Below are 18957 nucleotides of genomic sequence, written 5' to 3'. Positions count from 1 at the left end.
GGATGCCGCTCAGGTGTGATTCCCTGAACCAATTACCAGCGCGTAGGTCTGCGTCGCGATCTCCAATTCCTCGTCGGTGGGCACCACCGCCACCGCCACCCGGGCGCCGTCGGGCGAGACCAGCCTCGCCTCGTCGCCGCGTACGGCGTTGCGCTCGCCGTCCACCACCAGGCCCAGCTCCTCCAGGCCCGCCAGGGCGGCCTCCCGCACGGGGGCCGCGTTCTCGCCGACACCGGCGGTGAAGGCGACCGCGTCCACCCGTCCGAGTACGGCGTAATAGGCACCGATGTACTTCTTCAGGCGGTGAATGTAGATGTCGAACGCCAGCTCCGCCTGCTCGTCGCCCTCGTCGACGCGACGGCGGATCTCCCGCATGTCGTTGTCGCCGCACAGACCGATCAGACCGCTCTTCTTGTTGAGAAGAGTGTCGATCTCGTCGGCGGACATTCCACCAACACGCATCAAATGGAAGATGACGGCCGGGTCCATGTCTCCGGAGCGCGTACCCATCACGAGCCCCTCCAAAGGCGTCAGTCCCATGGAGGTGTCCACACATTTGCCGCCCCGAACGGCAGAGGCGGACGCCCCGTTGCCCAGGTGCAGCACGATCACGTTCGTCTCGGCGGGGTCCTTGCCCAGCAGTTCGGCGGTGGCCCGGGAGACGTAGGCGTGCGAGGTGCCGTGGAAGCCGTAGCGCCGGACGCGGTGCTCGTCGGCCGTCTTCACGTCGATCGCGTAGCGGGCGGCCGACTCCGGCATGGTCGTGTGGAACGCGGTGTCGAAGACGGCGACCTGCGGCAGGTCGGGCCGCAGCGCCCGCGCCGTGCGGATCCCGGTGAGGTTGGCCGGGTTGTGCAGCGGGGCCACCGGGATGAGCCGCTCGATCTCGGCGAGCACGGCGTCGTCGACGACGGTCGGCTCGGTGAAGGACTTCCCGCCGTGCACCACCCGGTGCCCGATCGCGGCCAGTTCGGGCGAGTCCAGACCGAGGCCGTCCTTGGCGAGCTCCTCGGCCACGGCCTTCAGCGCGGCGTCGTGGTCGGCGATCGCGCCGCCGCGCTCCCGGCTCTCGCCGTCGGCCGGAGTGTGCTTGAGCCGGGAGGTCTGCTCACCGATGCGTTCGACAAGCCCCACCGCCAGCCGGCTGCTGTCGCCCATGTCGAGCAGCTGGTACTTCAGCGACGAGGAGCCGGAGTTGAGGACGAGGACACGGGACGGGCTCACTGGGCGGTTGCCTTCTCACTCGGGGACTGGGCCTGGATCGCTGTGATGGCGACGGTGTTGACGATGTCCTGGACGAGGGCGCCCCGGGACAGGTCGTTGACCGGCTTGCGCAGGCCCTGGAGCACCGGGCCGACGGCGATCGCGCCGGCCGAGCGCTGCACGGCCTTGTAGGTGTTGTTGCCGGTGTTCAGGTCGGGGAAGATCAGCACGGTGGCCTGCCCGGCGACCTCGGAGCCGGGCAGCTTGGTCGCCGCGACCGACGGTTCCACGGCGGCGTCGTACTGGATCGGGCCCTCGATCTTCAGGTCGGGCCGCCGCGCGCGGGCCAGCTCGGTGGCCTCGCGGACCTTGTCGACGTCGGCGCCCGAGCCGGAGGTGCCGGTGGAGTACGACAGCATCGCGATGCGCGGCTCCACGCCGAACTGCTCCGCCGTGGTCGCCGACTGCATGGCGATGTCCGCGAGCTGCTCGGCGTTCGGGTCGGGGTTGACCGCGCAGTCGCCGTAGACGAGGACCTTGTCGGCCAGGCACATGAAGAACACCGACGAGACGATGTCGGCGTCCGGCCTGGTCTTGATGATCTCGAAGGCCGGGCGGATGGTCGCGGCCGTGGAGTGCACGGAGCCCGAGACCATGCCGTCGGCGAGACCTTCCTGGACCATCAGCGTGCCGAAGTAGTTCACGTCGGAGACCACGTCGTACGCCAGCTCCACGGTGACGCCCCGGTGGGCGCGCAGGGCCGCGTACTGCTCGGCGAAGGAGTCGCGCAGGTCGGAGGTGGCCGGGTCGATCAGCTGGGACTCGCCCAGGTCGATGCCCAGGTCGGCGGCCTTCTTGCGGATCCGGTCGACCGGGCCGAGCAGGGTCAGCTCGCACACGCCCCGGCGCAGCAGTACCTCGGCGGCGTGCAGCACGCGCTCCTCGGTGCCCTCGGGCAGCACCACGCGGCGCAGGTCGGAGCGGGCCTGCTCCAGCAGCTTGTGCTCGAACATCATCGGCGTGACGCGGTCGCTGCTGGGCGCGGAGACCCGGCGGGTGAGCTCACCGGTGTCGGTGAACCGCTCGAACAGGCCGAGTGCCCGCTCCGCCTTGCGCGGGGTGGCCGCGTTCAGCTTTCCCTCCAGGGAGAAGAGCTGCTCGGCGGTGGGGAAGCTGGTGCCGGTCACCGACAGCACCGGGGTGCCCGGCGCGAGGCGGTCGGCGAGGGTGAGGATGTCGGCGCCGGGCACCTCGTCCAGGGTGAGCAGCAGGCCGGCTATCGGCGGGGTGCCGGCGCTGTGCGCGGCGAGCGCGCCGACGACCAGGTCGGCCCGGTCGCCCGGGGTGACGACGAGGCAGCCCGGGGTCAGGGCGCCCAGGAAGTTCGGCAGCATCGCACCGCCGAAGACGAAGCCGAGCACGTCCCGGGCGAGCCCCGAGTCGTCGCCGAGCACCACCCTGCCGCCGAGCGCGTGGCTGATCTGCGAGACGGTCGGGGCGGACAGCGCGGGCTCGTCGGGCAGGACGTAACAGGGCGCGGGGAGCCGGGAGTCGAGCCGGCGTGCGATCTCGTCGCGGTCCTCGCGGGCGACCCGGTTGGTGACCATGGCCAGGACGTCACAGCCCAGCGTGTCGTAGGCCCGGTAGGCGTTGCGCGTCTCGGCGAGCACCGACTCGACCGTCTGCTTGCGGCCGCCCACGACCGGGATCACCGACGCGCCGAACTCGTTCGCCAGCCGGGCGTTGAGCGCCAGCTCGTCCGGGAGCTGGGTGTCGGCGAAGTCGGTGCCGAGGACCAGGACCACGTCGTACTCGCGGGCCACCCGGTGGAACCGTTCGACGAGCGTGGACACCAGCTCGTCCGTGCCCGCCTCGGCCTGGAGGGCGGACGCCTCCTGGTAGTCCATGCCGTAGACGGTCGACGCGTCCTGGGCGAGCCGGTAGCGGGCGCGCAGCAGTTCGAAGAGGCGGTCGGGCCCGTCGTGGACGAGGGGCCGGAAGACGCCGACCCGGTCGACCTGCCGGGTGAGGAGCTCCATGACCCCCAGTTCGACGACCTGGCGGCCGTCGCCTCGGTCGATGCCGGTCACGTACACGCTGCGGGTCACGCGCGCTCTCCGTTTCGTCTCGGTGGCATGTCGCTGCTCGGGATGTCTCTGTTCGGGATGTGTGGGACGTCGAAAAATCGCCCATCGAGGTGAGCGGAACCGCCTTGACAATACCTCCGCCGATGGATAAGGCGCCCGTCAGAGCCGGGTACCCCGCCGGGCCGGGGAGCGTGAAACAATCGGCAGAAGCTCACCGGTGTCAACAGCGAGCAGGAGACACAGCACGATGCGTATCGGAGTTCTCACCGCAGGCGGCGACTGCCCCGGCCTGAACGCCGTGATCCGGTCGGTCGTGCACCGGGCGGTCGACAACTACGGCGACGAGGTCATCGGCTTCGAGGACGGTTACTCGGGCCTGCTGGACGGCCGCTACCGCGCCCTCGACCTGAACGCGGTCAGCGGGATCCTGGCCCGCGGCGGCACGATCCTGGGATCGTCCAGGCTGGAGCGCGACCGGCTCCGTGAGGCCTGCGAGAACGCCTCCGACATGATCCACGAGTTCGGCATCGACGCGCTGATCCCGATCGGCGGCGAGGGCACGCTGACGGCCGCGCGCATGCTGAGCGACGCGGGCCTGCCCGTCGTGGGCGTCCCGAAGACGATCGACAACGACATCTCCTCCACGGACCGCACCTTCGGCTTCGACACGGCGGTGGGGGTCGCCACCGAGGCGATGGACCGTCTGAAGACGACCGCCGAGTCCCACCAGCGGGTGATGGTGGTGGAGGTCATGGGCCGGCACGCCGGCTGGATCGCGCTGGAGTCCGGCATGGCGGCGGGTGCGCACGGCATCTGTCTGCCGGAGCGTCCGTTCGATCCGGCCGATCTCGTCAAGATGGTCGAGGAGCGCTTCGCCCGCGGCAAGAAGTTCGCGGTCATCGCCGTCGCCGAGGGCGCCCACCCCGCGGACGGCACCATGGACTACGGCAAGGGCGCGATCGACAAGTTCGGCCACGAGCGCTTCCAGGGCATCGGCGCGGCACTCGCCCATGAGCTGGAGCGTCGGCTCGGCAAGGAGGCCAAGCCGGTCATTCTCGGCCACGTCCAGCGCGGCGGCTCACCGACCGCGTACGACCGGGTGCTCGCCACGCGGTTCGGCTGGCACGCGGTGGAGGCGGCGCACCAGGGCCGCTTCGGCCGGATGACCGCGCTGCGCGGGACGGACATCGTGATGGTGCCGCTCGCGGAGGCCGTGACCGAGTTGAAGACGGTGCCCAAGGACCGGATGGACGAGGCCGAGTCGGTCTTCTAGGCGCCGGTGCTTCCGGCCGGGCTCCCCTGGATTCTCGTCCAGAAGTGCTCGACGATCCGGTCGAGGAAGTCGCGGGCGGTGCCGCCCGCGTCGCCGCTGCCGCCTCCCCAGCTCAGGGTGGCGGCCATATGGCCCTGGTAGTCCTCGTGCAGCGCCCGCAGGGCGCCCTCCAGGAACGGCCGGTCCAGGGGTACGAGTTTGGCCACCGGGCGCACATAGGCCTGCCAGCGGGTGCTGACCGCGCTGCGCAGCAGTTCGCCGAGCTTGGCGTCGCGGCCCGTGACGGTGACGAAGTCGGCGAGGCCCAGGCCGAGCAGGTCGGCGAGGGCGCCGGACTGGCGGTCCGTGCCGCGCCAGGTGTCGGTCTCCTCCATGCGCAGATACGCGTGGACCTCGTGTCCCACGGCCCGGGCCACGTCCTCGGGGGCGAGGCAGCGGGCGATGCGGTGCTCGCGCAGGGTGCGGGGTCTGCCGATGAGTTCGCCGGGTGAGCACCACAACACGCCCGCGAGAGCGGTGAGTTCGGAGTTCGACGGGGCCGAGGCCCCGCGCTCCCAGTCGATGACGTGGTCCGGGGTGACGCGGGGGTGTCCGTAGGAGACGCGCATGCCGTGGGCGACGTGCTCGGGCGTCATGCCGAGGGCCGCGCGCAGACGGCGGGCGGCCGGGGCGTTGAAGGGCGGGGTCGTCGGGGCGGACTGTGGAGGGGGAGTGGGAGCGGACTGGCTCGGGCGGGCTGAAGGTCGGCGCACGCGCCACAAGCTAGGGGGGCGAAGGTGCGATGACTACGGTCTGTTCGGCCAGGATCACGGATTGTAGGAAGCTACGGCTACCGGCGGGTTCGGCCGGGGCCGGAGATCGGCTTGTCGGTCGCGGCGGGTTGGGGGTAAGGATGACCCCGGGCCCGATGATCTTGGGTCCGGAAAGGCAGTGACTTACGTGAACGGCAAGCTCAACGGGCATATTCGCGAGCGACTTCTCGCGCCGAACTTCTGGCATCTCGCGACGGTCGGGGCTGACGGGGCGCCTCAGGTGTCGCCCATGTGGGCGGACATCGAAGGCGAGTTCGTCATGGTCAACACCTCGATCGGGCGGGTGAAGGAGGAGAATCTGCGGCGCAATCCGTACGTTTCGCTGTCCCACCACGACCCGGAGAACCCGTACGACCGGGCCGAGATCCGGGGGAAGGTCGTCCGGTTCGTGGAGGGCGAGGAGGCGGAGCGGGGTATGGACCGGCTGACGCGCAAGTACCTCGGTCAGGACCGGTATCCGTGGATGCTGCCCGGCGAGCGCCGGGTGATGCTGCTGATCGAGCCGACGCGGGTGCGGACGCTCGAAGGCGTGGAGCCGTTCCGGCCCGGGGTCCTGCCGGACGGGGCGACCGGCTGAGCGGGATGTCTGCCTGAGTCTCAGGCGTGTTGGGGAAGCGCTGGTCACGGTCATGTGGCCGGCGCTTTTCCGTGTCGAGGGCGGTGGGCGCGGCGGCCCTAGCGCCAGTCCGGTACGCCCGAGACCGGTGGCAGCCGGGACTCGATCCTCGCTCGGATGTCGCTCATCACGGAGACGACGCGGCTCTCGTGCTCCGGGGTCAGCCGGGCCACCGGGACCGAGCAGCTGATGGCGTCGACGGCCGGAGTTCCGTAGCGCAGGGCGAAGCCGAAGCCGGCGATGCCCGGCACCGTCTCCTCGCGGTCGACGGAGTAGCCGCGCTCGCGCACCCGGGCCAGGTCGGCGAGCAGGGCGGCGCGGTCGGTGTGCGTGTTCTCCGTGAGGCCGGTCAACGGCTCGTCGTCGAGGGGTAGTTCGTCGTCGGCGCGTTCCGCGAGCAGTGCCTTGCCGAGGGCGCCGGCGTGGGCCGGGACGCGGCGGCCGACCCGGCTGATCGTGCGCAGGTACTCGTGGGACTCGCGGGTGGCGAGATAGACGACGTCCCGGCCGTCGAGCCGTGCCATGTGGATCGTCTCGCCGAGCGCGTCCGACGCCTCGTCCAGGTACGGCCGGACCACCCGGATACGGCGGTCCCCGTCGAGGTAGCCGGTGCCGGTGAGCAGCGCGCGGATCCCGATGCCGTAGAGGGAGCCGGTGGCGTCGGTGCGGACCCAGCCGGAGTCGACGAGCGTCTGGAGCAGCTGGTACATGCTGCTGCGCGGCACGTCCAGGTCCTCTGCGAGCTGGTCGAGGCGGGAGGGTTCCTCGCCTCGCTCGGCGAGCAGTTCCAGCAGTGCGACGGTTCTGGCCGCCGACTTCACGCCGCGGACGCCTCTGCTCTCCTGCATGGGCTCATCGTAGGTCCGCGTCGATCGTGCACATCAATCTGTGATCGTCCGGGCCATTGACCCACTCCGTTCACGCACTTAGCCTCCATCTGCATACGTGGACACCATCTGCATACAGGGATGAGAGCCCCACCGGTTCAGAGCTCCCACCAGTTCAAAGGGGAACTGCCTTGCCTCTGCTCGTCGTCGGGATCAGCGTTCTGGTCCTGCTCCTCCTCATGACCCGGCTGAGAATGAACGGCTTCGCGGCCCTGCTGCTCGTCGCGGTGGGGGTCGCGCTGGTCCGTGGCATTCCGGTGGCGACCATCCCGGACGTCCTCTCCGAGGGCATCGGGGACCAGATCGGCGACACGATGCTGACCATCGGGCTCGGTGCCATGGTCGGCCGGGTGATGGGGGACTCGGGCGCCGCGCAGCGCATAGCCGGCAAGCTCCTCGACGCCTTCGGTCCGCGGTGGGTCCAGGTGGCCATGGTGGTCACGTCCATGCTCATCGGCGTGACCATGTTCTACGAGGTCGCGTTCGTCATCATCGTGCCGATCGCGTTCACGCTGGTCAGGGTCACCGGCGCGAAGCTGCTGTGGGTCGGGCTGCCGATGTCCATCGCCCTGTCCACCATGCACAGCTTCCTGCCTCCGCACCCCGGCCCCACCGCCGTCGCCGCGACCTTCCACGCCTCCGTCGGACTGACGCTGTTCTACGGCCTGTTCATCGCCGTACCCGCCGGGGCGCTCATCGCCCTGGCCTGGCCCCGTCTTCCGTTCGTCGCGAGGATGACGCCGTCCATCCCCAAAGGGCTGGTCAGTGAGCGTGAGTTCAGTGAGGAGGAGATGCCGGGGCTCGGGTGGTCGCTCTTCGTGGCGCTGTTCCCCGTGGTGTTGATCGTGGCCGCGGCCGTGACCGACATGGCGGCTTCGGGAGACAGTCCGTTCCTGCACGTCGTGGCCTTCATCGGCTCGGCGCCGATCGCCCTGCTGCTGACCCTGTGCCTGGCGATCTGGGTGTTCGGGCCGCGGATCGGGCGGAGCCTGAGCGACGTCGGGGCCTCCTGTGCCTCGGCGGCCCAGGCGATGGCGATGATCCTGCTGGTGATCGGCGCGGGCGGGGCCTTCAAGAACGTCCTCGTCGAGGGCGGCATCTCCGACTACATCAAGGACGTCACCCACGGCTGGTCCATCTCGCCGATCGTTCTCGCCTGGCTCGTCGCCGTCATCCTGCGCATCGCGCTCGGCTCTGCCACGGTCGCCGTGGTCACGGCCTCCGGTGTCGCGCTGCCGCTGCTCGCGGGCAGTGGAGTGCACCCGGAGGTGATGGTGCTCGCCGTGGCGTGTGGATCCATCGCGTTCTCGCATGTGAACGACCCTGGGTTCTGGCTGTTCAAGGAGTACTTCAACCTGTCCGTCGTCGAGGCGATCAAGGTGCGTACGTCCTATACGACGGTGCTTGCCGTGCTCGGGCTGGGGGGCGTGCTCGCGGTCGAGTGGGCGCTGGACGTTCTTGGGCTGTAGACCGATTCATCCACTAGTCAAGGGACTTGGACCAGCATGAGCAGTCAGCCGACCGTCACCGCGTTCGCCGTCTACCCCGTCGCCGGGCGGGACAGCATGGAGCTGAACCTCTCCGGTGCGCACGGGCCGTACTTCACCCGCAACGTCGTCGTTCTCACCGACTCCGAGGGGCGTACCGGGCTGGGGGAGGTACCCGGCGGGGAGAAGATCACGCAGACGCTGCGGGATGCCGAGTCGCTCGTCGTCGGGGCCAAGGTGGGGGACTACCAGCGGGTGCTGCGGGAGATCGGTGAGCGGTTCGCCGACCGTGACGCCGGTGGACGGGGCGCCCAGACGTTCGATCTGCGGACCACGGTTCATACGGTGACCGCGGTGGAGTCGGCGCTGCTCGATCTTCTCGGGCAGCATCTCGATGTGCCGGTCGCCGCGCTGCTGGGGGACGGGCAGCAGCGGGAGTCCGTGCGGGTGCTGGGTTATCTCTTCTACGTGGGTGATCCGGACCGGACCGACCTGGAGTATGTCCGGGAGCCGGACTCGGACGTGGCGTGGTACCGCGTGCGGCACGAGGAGGCGTTGTCTCCGGAGGCGATCGTGCGGCAGGCGGAGGCGGCGTACGACCTGTATGGGTTCCGGGACTTCAAGCTCAAGGGGGGTGTGCTGGAGGGGGCCGAGGAGGTCGCGGCGGTGCGGGCGCTGAAGGCGCGGTTTCCCGAGGCGCGGATCACGCTCGACCCGAACGGGGCGTGGTCGCTGCGGGAGGCGGTTGAGCTGTGTCGGCCGCTGGTGGGGACGCTGGCGTATGCCGAGGATCCCTGCGGGGCGGAGGAGGGTTACTCGGGGCGGGAGGTTCTCGCGGAGTTCCGGCGTGCGACCGGGTTGCCGACGGCTACGAACATGATCGCTACGGACTGGCGGCAGATGGCGCATGCGTTGGCTCTGCAGTCGGTGTCCATCCCGCTGGCCGATCCGCACTTCTGGACGATGCGGGGGTCGGTGCGGGTCGCGCAGTTGTGCAACGCGATGGGGTTGACGTGGGGGTGCCACTCGAACAACCACTTCGACATCTCGCTGGCGATGGTGACGCACTGCGGGGCCGCGGCTCCGGGGGAGTACAACGCGCTGGACACGCACTGGATCTGGCAGGAGGGGCTGGAGCGGCTCACTGTTTCCCCGCCGCGCATCGTGGGTGGGGAGGTCGCGGTTCCGGATGCTCCGGGGCTGGGTGTGCGGCTCGACATGGACCGGCTTCTCGCGGCGCACGAGCTGTACCGGGAGAAGGCGCTGGGGGCTCGGGACGATGCGGTGGGGATGCGGTACCTGGTTCCGGGGTGGGAGTTCGACGGGAAGCGGCCGTGTCTGGTGCGGTAGTCGCCTGACGCCGGGTGGGGGGTCGGGGCCGTGTCGGGGGGTGTCCGTCCTCGGAACGTCGCGATGGGGTCGGATACCGACTCACTGTTCGTTGACGCGACAACCGCTGCGGGCGGACACCCCCCGACACGGCCCCTTGCGTGGTCCGGCGCCCGCCGCTGCGGCATGCGTAGCGCCCCCGCTGCGGGCATGCGTGCCGCTGGGGGCGGCACGGGTGGGCGCAGCGGCACCCCGCTCCGCCGGGCTGCGCACCCACCCGCCCCCAGCCCCGACGCGTTCAGCCCTTCACCGCCCCGCCCAGGGCGAAGCCTCCTCCCAGGCGGCGTGAGATCAGTACGTACAGGAGGATGACCGGCGTCGAGTAGATGATGGAGAACGCGGCCAGTTGGCCGTACGCCACCATGCCCCGGTTGCCGAAGAAGTCGTTGATGCTGACGGACGCCGGCATCTGGTCGGGGGTGAGCAGGAGCATGAAGGGGACGAAGAAGTTGCCCCACATCATGACGAAGGAGAAGACCGTCACGACGGCCACGCCGGGGCCCATGAGGGGCAGGACGATGCGGACCAGGGACTGGAACGCCGACGCCCCGTCCGTCCACGCCGCCTCCTCAAGTTCCTTCGGTACGCCGTCCATGAAGTTCTTCATCAGCCAGATGGCGAACGGCAGTTGGGACGCCGCGAAGAAGAAGATCGTGCCCTGCATGGTGTCGATCAGGTCCACTTGGACGAAGAGGGCGTAGACCGGAACCATGATCGCCGTGATGGGCAGGCTGGTGGCGAACAGGATCGTCAGCAGGAACGGGCGGTTGAAGCGGGAGCGGAAGCGGGAGAGCGGGTAGGCCGCCAGGGCCGCGCAGACCACTGTCAGCAGGGTCGCGCCGCCGCACAGGACCAGGCTGTTGAGGAGGGGGGTGAAGGTGATCTCGGGAGTCAGGACCGCGTCGAAGTTGTCCAGGGTGAGGCCGTCGGGGGCCTTCACCCGGAGGCCCGCGTGAGGGTCGAGGGAGGACAGGACCACCCAGGCCAGGGGGAGCACGAAGGCCGCGGCGACCACCAGGAGTCCCGCGTCGGCCGCCAGACGGCGGGTCGTGCGCCGGGAGGAGAGGGTGTGGGGCATGCGGTCAGACCTCCGTGCGGAGCAGGCGCAGGTAGACCAGGGAGAACAGGGAGCCGACCAGCAGGAGCAGTAGCGCGACCGCCGTGCCGTAGCCGATCAGACTGTTCTGGAAGGCCTGTTCGTACATGAACAGGGGGAGCGTCTGGCTTCGGCCGCCGGGGCCGCCCCTGGTCATGACCCAGATCAGACCGAAGACCGAGAGGGTCTGGAGGGTGTTGAGCATCAGGTTCGTGCCGATGGACCGGCGGATCATGGGCAGGGTGATGTGCCACATGCGGCGCCAGCCCCCGGCCCCGTCGACCTCCGCGGCTTCGGTGATCTCCTGGGGGATCTCGTTCAGGGCCGCCGAGTAGACCAGCATCGAGAACGCCGTACCGCGCCAGACGTTCGCGAAGGACACCGCCAGGATGGGGAGCGTGAACAGCCAGTTCTGGGAGGGCAGGTGCAGCCAGTCCAGGATGGCGTTCAGGGTGCCCTCGCGGCGGAAGAAGGCGTAGAGGAGGAAGCCCGCGACGACCTCCGGCAGGACCCATGCCGTGACGACGATGCCGCCGGTGAGTGTGCGGACCGGTTTCGACGCGCGCTGCATCAGTGCCGCCAGGGCCAGGCCGAGCGTGTTCTGTCCGATGAGGGAGGAGAGGACGGTGAACACCAGCGTCAGCCATACGGCGTTCAGGAACGCCTCGTCCCCGAAGGCCCGGGTGAAGTTGTCGAAGCCGACGAACGACTCCTGGGCCTGGCCGGTGAGCTGGAGGTCGGTGAAGGCGATGTAGACGCAGTAGGCGATCGGGCCGGCCAGGAAGAGGAGCAGGAGGACGACCGCGGGGGTCAGGGGCAGGGCCCGCACCGGCAGGCGGGGGCCGCGTGCCGGGTGCGTGTCCTCGGGGGCCTTCGTGAGCCGCGGGTGTGGTGCTGTGGCGGTCATACCTGAAGGCCCTCGCTCATCGCTCGGCCACCTGGTTGTCCGTCGCGTCCTTGAGTGCGTCCGTGTAGGCGCTCGTCGCCTCGTCCACCGACGTGTCGCCCGTCGTCACGCCCTCCATCGCCTCTTGGATCGCCACCGAGACCTTGGGGTAGGCCGGGTAGGCGGGGCGGTAGTGGGTGTTCGCCACGAGGTCCGTGAAGAACTTGATGCCGGGCTGGGCCGTGGCGTACGCCGGGTCCTTCGCCACGTCCTCGCGGACCGCGATGCCGGAGTTGGCGACGTACCACTTCTGCGCGTTGGCCTTGGTCTGCATCGTCTTGATGAACTCGAACGCCAGGTCCGGGTTGCCCGCCTTGGCCGGGATCGACCAGGTCCAGCCGCCGGACATGCTCACCTTCCCGGGCGCCTGGCCATTCTGCGTCGGCATGGCGGCCAGGCCCAGTTTCTCCGACCACTCGGGCCACTCGTGGCCGCTGCCGGACAGCCAGTCCTGCGGCAGCCAGGACCCGTCGAGGGCGATGCCGAGCTTGCCCTGCGGGAGCCACTCGCCGCGGACCCGGGTCATGACGTTCGGGTCGAGCGCGTCGGAGACGTCCGGGCCGAGCTTCTCCTTGTAGACCGTCTCGACGAAGGAGAGCGCGTCCTCGAAGCCCTTGCCGCCGGCGATCCACTTCTTGCTCGACTTGTCGTAGAGGGGGTCCGTGGTGCCGTCGTTCGTGCCGTAGAGCAGCATTTCGAACGTCTGCATGGTGGCGGCCTCGCCGACCGGCTTGCCCGTGTAGATGTTGAGGGGGATGGTGCCGGGGACTTCTCGCTTGATGGCGCGGGCGGCGGTGAGGACGTCGTTCCAGGTCTTCGGCTGCCAGTCGGCGGGCAGGCCGGCCTTCTTGAAGATGTCCTTGTCGAACCAGAGGCCGCGGGTGTCGGTGCCGTCGGGGACGCCGTAGGTCTTGCCGTCCTCGCCCTTGGCCGCCGCCTTCGCCGTGTCGATGAACTGGTTCCAGTCCGGCCACTTGGCGAGATAGGGGTCGAGGGGCTTGAGATAGCCGCTGGTGATGTCCGAGTTGATGAGGAACGTGTCCTCGTAGACCAGGTCGGGGGCGGTCTTGGGGGAGCGGAGCATCTGCTGGAGCTTGGTGTAGTACTCCGAGTCCGGCGCCTTGATCGGGACGAGCTCGACCTTCTTGCCGGGGTGGGCCTTCTCGAACTGCTTCTTGATGTCCGCGAGATACGTGTCCATCACCTTGACGGAGTTGTCCGTGGACTGCTTGAAGGAGATCTTCACGGTGTCCGGGTCGCTGCCGGAGCCCCCGCCGCAGGCGGTGAGGGTGGACGCGGCGAGGGCCAGGGCGACGAGGGGGGTGAGAGCGGCGGTGGGGCGCACGGGCACGACCTCCTGCGGGCGCACTTCTTTGTGGCCTGGACGGCTGCGTCGCGAACCTAAGTTGAGTGGTCTAGTCAGGTCAATGCGTGTGCGGGGGTTTGATCCCGGCACGTGAGAGCTGATGGGTCGTCACTGGCCGGTGACCCAGCGGTACTGCAGCTCCGGGCGCCCCACCGTGCCGTACTGCGGGCGGCGGGCCGCGCGGCCCGCGTCCACCAGATGCTCCAGATAACGGCGGGCCGTGATGCGGGAGATGCCCACGGTCTCCGCCACACCGGCGGCCGTGAGGCCCTCCGCGCTGTCCCGCAGGGTCACCGTCACCCGCTCCAGCGTCGGCGCGCTCAGGCCTTTGGGCAGCGCGGCCGGGCCGGGGGCGCGCAGAGCCGCCAGGGCCCGGTCCACCTCGTCCTGGCCGCTCGCCTCGCCGACCGACGCGTGGAACTCGGCGTACCGCACGAGGCGGTCCCGCAGGGTCGCGAAGGTGAACGGCTTCAGGACGTACTGCACGACCCCGAGCGAGACGCCCTCGCGTACGACGGCCAGGTCGCGCGCCGACGTCACCGCGATCACGTCCGCGTGGTGGCCGGCGGCTCTGAGGGACCGGGCGAGATGCAGCCCGTGCACGTCCGGCAGGTGCAGGTCGAGCAGGAGGAGGTCCACCGGGGTGCGTTCCAGGGCCCGGCGGGCCTCCGCGCCCGTGTGCGCCTTGCCCACCGCCACGAACCCGGGGACCCGGCCGACGTACAGGACGTGGGCGTCGGCGGCCACCGGGTCGTCCTCCACCACCAGGACCCGGATGGCGTTCGCGTGCGTCGTGTCGCTCGTCATGCGGGGCCTCCAGAGCCCTCGGACACCGGGCCTCCGGATGTCACTCCTGCGGCGACCGCGCCGGACTCCCGCAGCGGCAGCCGTACCTCGAACTGAGCCCCGCCCCCGTCGGCCTCCGTCACCGACAGTGTCCCCTCGTGCCGCTGCGCCGCCTGGCGTACCAGGGCCAGCCCGAGACCTCGTCCGCCCGGGCCGGACGGCTTCGTCGTAAAGCCTCGCTGGAAGACCGCCTCGGTGTGCTCCGGGTCGACGCCCGGGCCCGTGTCGGAGACCCGCAGCACCAGCTCGGGGCAGTCCTCGGTGTCCCGGGTGTACGCCGCCACCGTCACCCGCGCCCGGGCGCTGCCCTGTGCCGCGTCCACGGCGTTGTCGATCAGATTGCCGAGGATGGTCACCAGGTCCCGCGCCGGGAGCGTCTCGGGCAGCAGGCCGTCGTCCAGGCTGCTGTCCTCCGACACCATCAGCTCCACGCCCCGCTCGTTCGCCTGGGCCGTCTTGCCCAGCAGCAGCGCCGCCAGCACCGGCTCGCTCACCGCCGCCACGACCTGGTCGGTCAGTGCCTGCGCCAGCTCCAGCTCGGCCGTCGCGAAGTCCACCGCCTCCTCCGCCCGGCCCAGCTCGATCAGCGAGACGACCGTGTGCAGCCGGTTCGCCGCCTCGTGCGCCTGCGAGCGCAGCGCCTGTGTGAAGCCCCGCTCGGAGTCCAACTCGCCCATCAACGACTGGAGTTCGGTGACATCGCGCAGAGTGACGACCGTACCGCGCCGCTCGCCGCCCGACACCGGGGAGGTGTTGATGACCAGGACCCGCGACGCCGTCAGATGCACCTCGTCCACCCGCGGCTCCGACGCCAGCAACGCGCCCGTCAGCGGGGCGGGGAGCCCGAGCTCGGCCACCGACCTGCCCACCACGTCCCCCTCCACGCCGAGCAGCTCCCGCCCCCCGTCGTTGATCAACGCCACACGGTACTGCCCGTCCAGCATCAGCAGCCCCTCCCGTACGGCGTGCAGGGCGGCCTGGTGGTAGTCGTGCATCCGGCTGAGCTCGGTCGCGTTCATGCCGTGGGTGTGGCGGCGCAACCGGGCGTTGACAACGTAGGTGCCGACGGCGCCCAGGGCCAGTGCCCCGGCCGCGACGCCGACCAGGGCCGTGACCTGGCTCTGCACCCGCTCGGTGATCGCCTGGACCCGGATGCCCGCGCTGACCAGGCCGACGATCTCCGTGCCGTCCTGGATCGGGGTGACCGCGCGCACCGACGGGCCGAGGGTGCCGGTGTAGGTCTCGGTGAAGGTCTCGCCCCTCAGGGCCCGCTCGGTGTGGCCCTGGAAGGTCTGGCCGATCTGGTTTGGGTCGGGGTGCGTCCAGCGGATGCCCTGCGGGTTCATGATCGTGATGAAGTCGACCTCGGTGTCCCGCATGACCTTCAGCGCGTACGGCTGGAGCTCGCCTGTCGGGTCGGGGGCGCGGGCCGCCGCCAGCACGGACGGGGAGTCGGCGACGGAGCGCGCCACCGCCCTGGCCTGGCGCCTTGCGGCCTCCTCGGCCTGGCTGCGGTCGCTCACGTAGGTGAACAGTGCACATCCGGCCACGACGACCGCTATCAGTACGGCCTGCATGGCGAAGAGCTGGGCCGCCAGGCTGCGGGGTCGGGGGACGGAGAAGCGCATGTCGTCAGTCTGCCCCTTGGCTGATTGTGAACTAAATGAACGGAAGGGTGACCGCGCTCACAGAGCAGGACATAGTCACGGCATTCCCTATAACGCATCTCCGGGAGCCCCGCTCCCAGTTTTCCGGACGTGAGCCGCACGCCGGTGATGCCGACGACGTCGTCAAGGAGGGCCGCCGTGACCAGCGCAGCCGATACGGCACCTGCCGCACGCAAACCCAAGCGGGACCGCACCCACTATCTCTACATCGCGGTGATCATCGCGGTCGCTGCCGGTATCGCGGTTGGCCTGGCCGCACCGGACTTCGCTGTCGGGCTGAAGCCGATCGGCACCGGGTTCGTGAACCTGATCAAGATGATGATCTCGCCGATCATCTTCTGCACGATCGTGCTGGGCATCGGCTCGGTACGGAAGGCCGCCAAGGTCGGTGCCGTCGGCGGTATCGCCCTGGTCTACTTCACGATCATGTCGCTCGTCGCGCTGGGCATCGGCCTGGTCGTCGGCAACATCCTGGAGCCGGGCACCGGCCTGGCGGTGACCGACGCGATCAAGGACGCCGGTCACGCGCAGATCGACTCCGAGGCCAAGGGCACCACCGAGTTCCTGCTCGGCATCATCCCGACCACGATCGTGTCCGCCTTCACCAACGAGTCGGTCCTGCAGACCCTGCTGATCGCCCTGCTCGCAGGCTTCGCCCTGCAGGGCATGGGCTCGGCCGGCCAGCCGATCCTGCGGGGTATCGAGCACATCCAGCGGCTCGTCTTCCGGATCCTCGCCATGGTCATGTGGGCGGCCCCGATCGGTGCCTTCGGTGCCATCGCCGCCGTCACCGGTTCCGCCGGCGTGGACGCGCTCAAGAGCCTCGCCGTGCTGATGCTCGGCTTCTACGTCACCTGTTTCCTGTTCGTCTTCATCGTGCTCGGCATCCTGCTGCGCGTCATCTCCGGCCTGAACATCCTCACGCTGTTCAAGTACCTGGGCCGGGAGTTCCTGCTGATCCTGTCCACCTCCTCCTCCGAGTCCGCGCTGCCGCGGCTCATCGCGAAGATGGAGCACCTGGGCGTCAGCAAGCCGGTGGTCGGCATCACCGTCCCGACCGGCTACTCCTTCAACCTCGACGGCACCATGATCTACATGACCATGGCCTCGCTGTTCATCGCCGACGCCATGGGCACGCCGATGTCCCTCGGCGAGCAGATCCCGCTGCTGCTCTTCCTGCTGGTCGCCTCCAAGGGCGCCGCCGGTGTCACCGGCGCGGGCCTCGCGACCCTGGCCGGTGGTCTGCAGTCGCACAAGCCGGCCCTGGTGGACGGCATCGGCCTGATCGTCGGCATCGACCGCTTCATGAGCGAGGCCCGCGCCCTGACCAACTTCGCAGGCAACGCCGTGGCCACCGTGCTGATCGGTACCTGGACGAAGGAGATCGACAAGGAGCGGGTCAACGAGGTCCTCGCCGGCCAGCTGCCCTTCGACGAGAAGACGCTGCTGGACGACGGCCACGGCGGCTCGTCCGACGAGCACGCCGAGGTGCCCGAGCAGGGCGGCGAGAAGGAGCTGGCGAAGACCTGACGGTCGCGTCGCGCTCCGCGAGACTCCGGGCGGCTGGGTGTCCCCCCGTCGCTCAGCCGCCCGGTCTGTGAAACGCCGAGCGGGCAGGTCCTCCTCCCCTAGGGACCTGCCCGCTCGGCGTCGCCGTTTCCGCCCGCGCCCGTCACCCGCGCGCCCAAATGCTTTGACCCGTCCGGACACCGGGGCACAGGCTGGGAAACCTTGGACGCAGCGCGCACGCACGGAGGCGGGGCATGGGGGATTCACAGCACGTCGAGATCATCAGCTCGGACGAGTACGGGGCGCGGTTCGGGGCCGGACGGGAGCCGTCCGCGCTGTCCATGGAGCAGATCGGTGAGCTGTTCCAGGAATTCCTGATGGCGGTGGCCCGGCCGAAGCGGCGGGACGGTGACGGCAGCCGCGATCTCTCCGAGCGGCTCCGGGAGCATCTGGGCTCCACCCCGGGGGACCGGCCCGTGGTCAAGGCCGCCTATCCGCCGTACGACCTGCCCAACGTGCATCTCGCCCTGGAGCGCTGGTTCGAGGGGGCCGGACGGTCGTACGAGCTCGTCGGTATGCGGGGTGCCCAGCATCACGGCGAGCTGACCCTCGGCGACATCCTCGAAGCGGCCGACCGGTACGACCGGTTCACCGTCGGCGCCGTCGACTACGCCCAGCTGCCCGTCTCTCCCGACGCGGAACTCGCCTGTGTCTCCTGCGGGTTCTACCTCGGGGCGGAGGGCGACGACCGGTTCGCCGTCCTGCTGCGCGGGCCGCAGGACGAGTACGGGCGCGACAAGGTGGAGATCGAGGTGCTGGCCGGGGAGAAGGAGTTCGCCGACCGGCTGCTCGCCGAGATCGACACCCTCGTGCGCGAACTCAACATCTTCCGGGGCCAGGTCCTCTCCTTCGAGGGCTCGGAGTTCGGCCACGGCCTCGGACCGTTCCGCTTCCACCGCAGGCCCGGACTGACCCGCGACGACATCGTGCTCCCCGACGGGCTCCTGGAGCGGGTGGAGCGACAGGTCGTGGGCGTGGCCCGGCGCCGTGCCCGCCTGCGCGCGGCCGGCCAGCACCTGCGGCGCGGACTGCTGCTGTACGGCCCGCCCGGCACCGGCAAGACCCACACCCTCCGGTATCTCCTCTCGCACCTCCCCGAGTTCACGGTCGTCGTGCTGTCCGGGACGAGCATCGACGCCATCGGGCCGGCCTGTGCCCTGGCCCGGATGCTCCAGCCGGCGCTGGTCGTCCTGGAGGACTGCGACCTCATCGCCGAGGCCCGTGACCACGGCGGTGGCGAGCAGCCGCTGCTCTTCCAGATCCTGAACGAGATGGACGGCCTCGGCGACGACGCCGATGTCGCCTTCCTGCTCACCACCAACCGCGCCGACCTGCTGGAACCGGCCCTGGCCCAGCGCCCGGGGCGGGTCGACCTCGCCGTGGAGATTCCCCTGCCGGACGCCGACGGGCGCGCCCGGCTGCTCGGTCTGTACGGCTCCGGCCTCGGTCTGGGCAAGGAGATCACCGACGAGGTGGTGGCCCGCACGGAGGGCACGACGGCGTCCTTCACCAGGGAACTGGTCCGCAGGTCCGTCCTGATCGCCGCCGAGCGCGAGTCGCCTCGCACGGAGGCGGAGGACGTCCGCGCCGCCCTCGACGAACTCCTCTGCGACCACGACCGGCTGACCCGGCGCCTGCTCGGGGTGCCGGGTGCCGAGAACGTCGAGGACGTCGAGGACGGGCAGGGGGACGACGACTTCGAGTGACCGGGCC

General features: G+C 70.0%; 15 protein-coding genes. 6 read left to right on the top strand and 9 right to left on the bottom strand.

Annotated features, from left to right (window positions below):
• Window positions 1-9 precede the first annotated feature (9 nt).
• Together ACZ58V_RS01745 and pta are read right to left on the bottom strand one after the other, a co-directional pair.
• Window positions 10-1224 (bottom strand): acetate kinase, encoded by a 1215-nt coding sequence (locus ACZ58V_RS01745; protein WP_468188169.1) that lies wholly within the window; start codon window positions 1222-1224, stop codon window positions 10-12.
• Window positions 1221-3311, bottom strand: coding sequence for a phosphate acetyltransferase (gene pta, locus ACZ58V_RS01740; protein ID WP_468188171.1), 2091 nt, complete (start codon window positions 3309-3311; stop codon window positions 1221-1223). Before pta ends, ACZ58V_RS01745 begins: the two co-directional genes overlap by 4 nt.
• Window positions 3312-3537: 226 nt before the next feature.
• Here pta and ACZ58V_RS01735 point away from each other — a divergent pair, with 226 nt between their 5' ends.
• Complete coding sequence (locus ACZ58V_RS01735; RefSeq protein ID WP_382497242.1) at window positions 3538-4563, top strand: ATP-dependent 6-phosphofructokinase; 1026 nt, start codon at window positions 3538-3540, stop codon at window positions 4561-4563.
• Here the strand turns inward: ACZ58V_RS01735 and ACZ58V_RS01730 are convergent.
• Window positions 4560-5315 (bottom strand): helix-turn-helix domain-containing protein, encoded by a 756-nt coding sequence (locus ACZ58V_RS01730; RefSeq protein ID WP_468188174.1) that lies wholly within the window; start codon window positions 5313-5315, stop codon window positions 4560-4562. The genes ACZ58V_RS01735 and ACZ58V_RS01730 overlap by 4 nt on opposite strands.
• Window positions 5316-5493: 178 nt before the next feature.
• Here ACZ58V_RS01730 and ACZ58V_RS01725 point away from each other — a divergent pair, with 178 nt between their 5' ends.
• Entirely contained in the window at window positions 5494-5952 is a 459-nt protein-coding gene (locus tag ACZ58V_RS01725) for a PPOX class F420-dependent oxidoreductase (RefSeq protein WP_468188176.1), read from the top strand.
• 98 nt (window positions 5953-6050) lie between these two features.
• On the opposite strand, the gene ACZ58V_RS01720 is transcribed toward ACZ58V_RS01725, so the two are convergent.
• Window positions 6051-6839 (bottom strand): IclR family transcriptional regulator, encoded by a 789-nt coding sequence (locus ACZ58V_RS01720; RefSeq protein WP_468188177.1) that lies wholly within the window; start codon window positions 6837-6839, stop codon window positions 6051-6053.
• A 170-nt stretch (window positions 6840-7009) separates the two neighbouring features.
• On the opposite strand from ACZ58V_RS01720, the gene ACZ58V_RS01715 reads away from it, so the two are divergent.
• Together ACZ58V_RS01715 and ACZ58V_RS01710 are read left to right on the top strand one after the other, a co-directional pair.
• Window positions 7010-8347, top strand: a complete 1338-nt coding sequence (locus ACZ58V_RS01715) for a gluconate:H+ symporter (RefSeq protein WP_471287873.1) — start codon at window positions 7010-7012, stop codon at window positions 8345-8347.
• Between the two features lie 36 nt (window positions 8348-8383).
• On the top strand, window positions 8384-9715 hold the full coding sequence (locus tag ACZ58V_RS01710) for an enolase C-terminal domain-like protein (RefSeq protein WP_471287871.1): 1332 nt from the start codon (window positions 8384-8386) through the stop codon (window positions 9713-9715).
• Between the two features lie 277 nt (window positions 9716-9992).
• On the opposite strand, the gene ACZ58V_RS01705 is transcribed toward ACZ58V_RS01710, so the two are convergent.
• The 5 genes from ACZ58V_RS01705 to ACZ58V_RS01685 all read right to left on the bottom strand — a co-directional run bounded on the left by ACZ58V_RS01705 (window position 9993) and on the right by ACZ58V_RS01685 (window position 15636).
• Entirely contained in the window at window positions 9993-10832 is an 840-nt protein-coding gene (locus tag ACZ58V_RS01705; RefSeq protein ID WP_468188183.1) for a carbohydrate ABC transporter permease, read from the bottom strand.
• A gap of 4 nt (window positions 10833-10836) precedes the next feature.
• Window positions 10837-11757 (bottom strand): carbohydrate ABC transporter permease, encoded by a 921-nt coding sequence (locus tag ACZ58V_RS01700; protein ID WP_471287869.1) that lies wholly within the window; start codon window positions 11755-11757, stop codon window positions 10837-10839.
• Between the two features lie 16 nt (window positions 11758-11773).
• Window positions 11774-13147 (bottom strand): extracellular solute-binding protein, encoded by a 1374-nt coding sequence (locus ACZ58V_RS01695; protein ID WP_468188187.1) that lies wholly within the window; start codon window positions 13145-13147, stop codon window positions 11774-11776.
• 123 nt (window positions 13148-13270) lie between these two features.
• Complete coding sequence (locus tag ACZ58V_RS01690) at window positions 13271-13969, bottom strand: response regulator (RefSeq protein WP_382497225.1); 699 nt, start codon at window positions 13967-13969, stop codon at window positions 13271-13273.
• A complete protein-coding gene (locus tag ACZ58V_RS01685) occupies window positions 13966-15636 on the bottom strand; it encodes a sensor histidine kinase (protein WP_471287866.1) in 1671 nt (556 codons plus the stop codon). Before ACZ58V_RS01685 ends, ACZ58V_RS01690 begins: the two co-directional genes overlap by 4 nt.
• A 177-nt stretch (window positions 15637-15813) precedes the next feature.
• Here ACZ58V_RS01685 and ACZ58V_RS01680 point away from each other — a divergent pair, with 177 nt between their 5' ends.
• Together ACZ58V_RS01680 and ACZ58V_RS01675 are read left to right on the top strand one after the other, a co-directional pair.
• Window positions 15814-17205, top strand: a complete 1392-nt coding sequence (locus ACZ58V_RS01680) for a cation:dicarboxylate symporter family transporter (RefSeq protein WP_471287863.1) — start codon at window positions 15814-15816, stop codon at window positions 17203-17205.
• 233 nt (window positions 17206-17438) lie between these two features.
• Window positions 17439-18950: an AAA family ATPase gene (locus tag ACZ58V_RS01675; protein WP_471287860.1), complete on the top strand. Its 1512-nt coding sequence runs from the start codon at window positions 17439-17441 to the stop codon at window positions 18948-18950.
• Window positions 18951-18957 lie beyond the last annotated feature (7 nt).

It is taken from the genome of Streptomyces sp. NPDC040589 (assembly GCF_055594445.1).
This window is presented reverse-complemented; position numbering and strand designations above follow the sequence as displayed.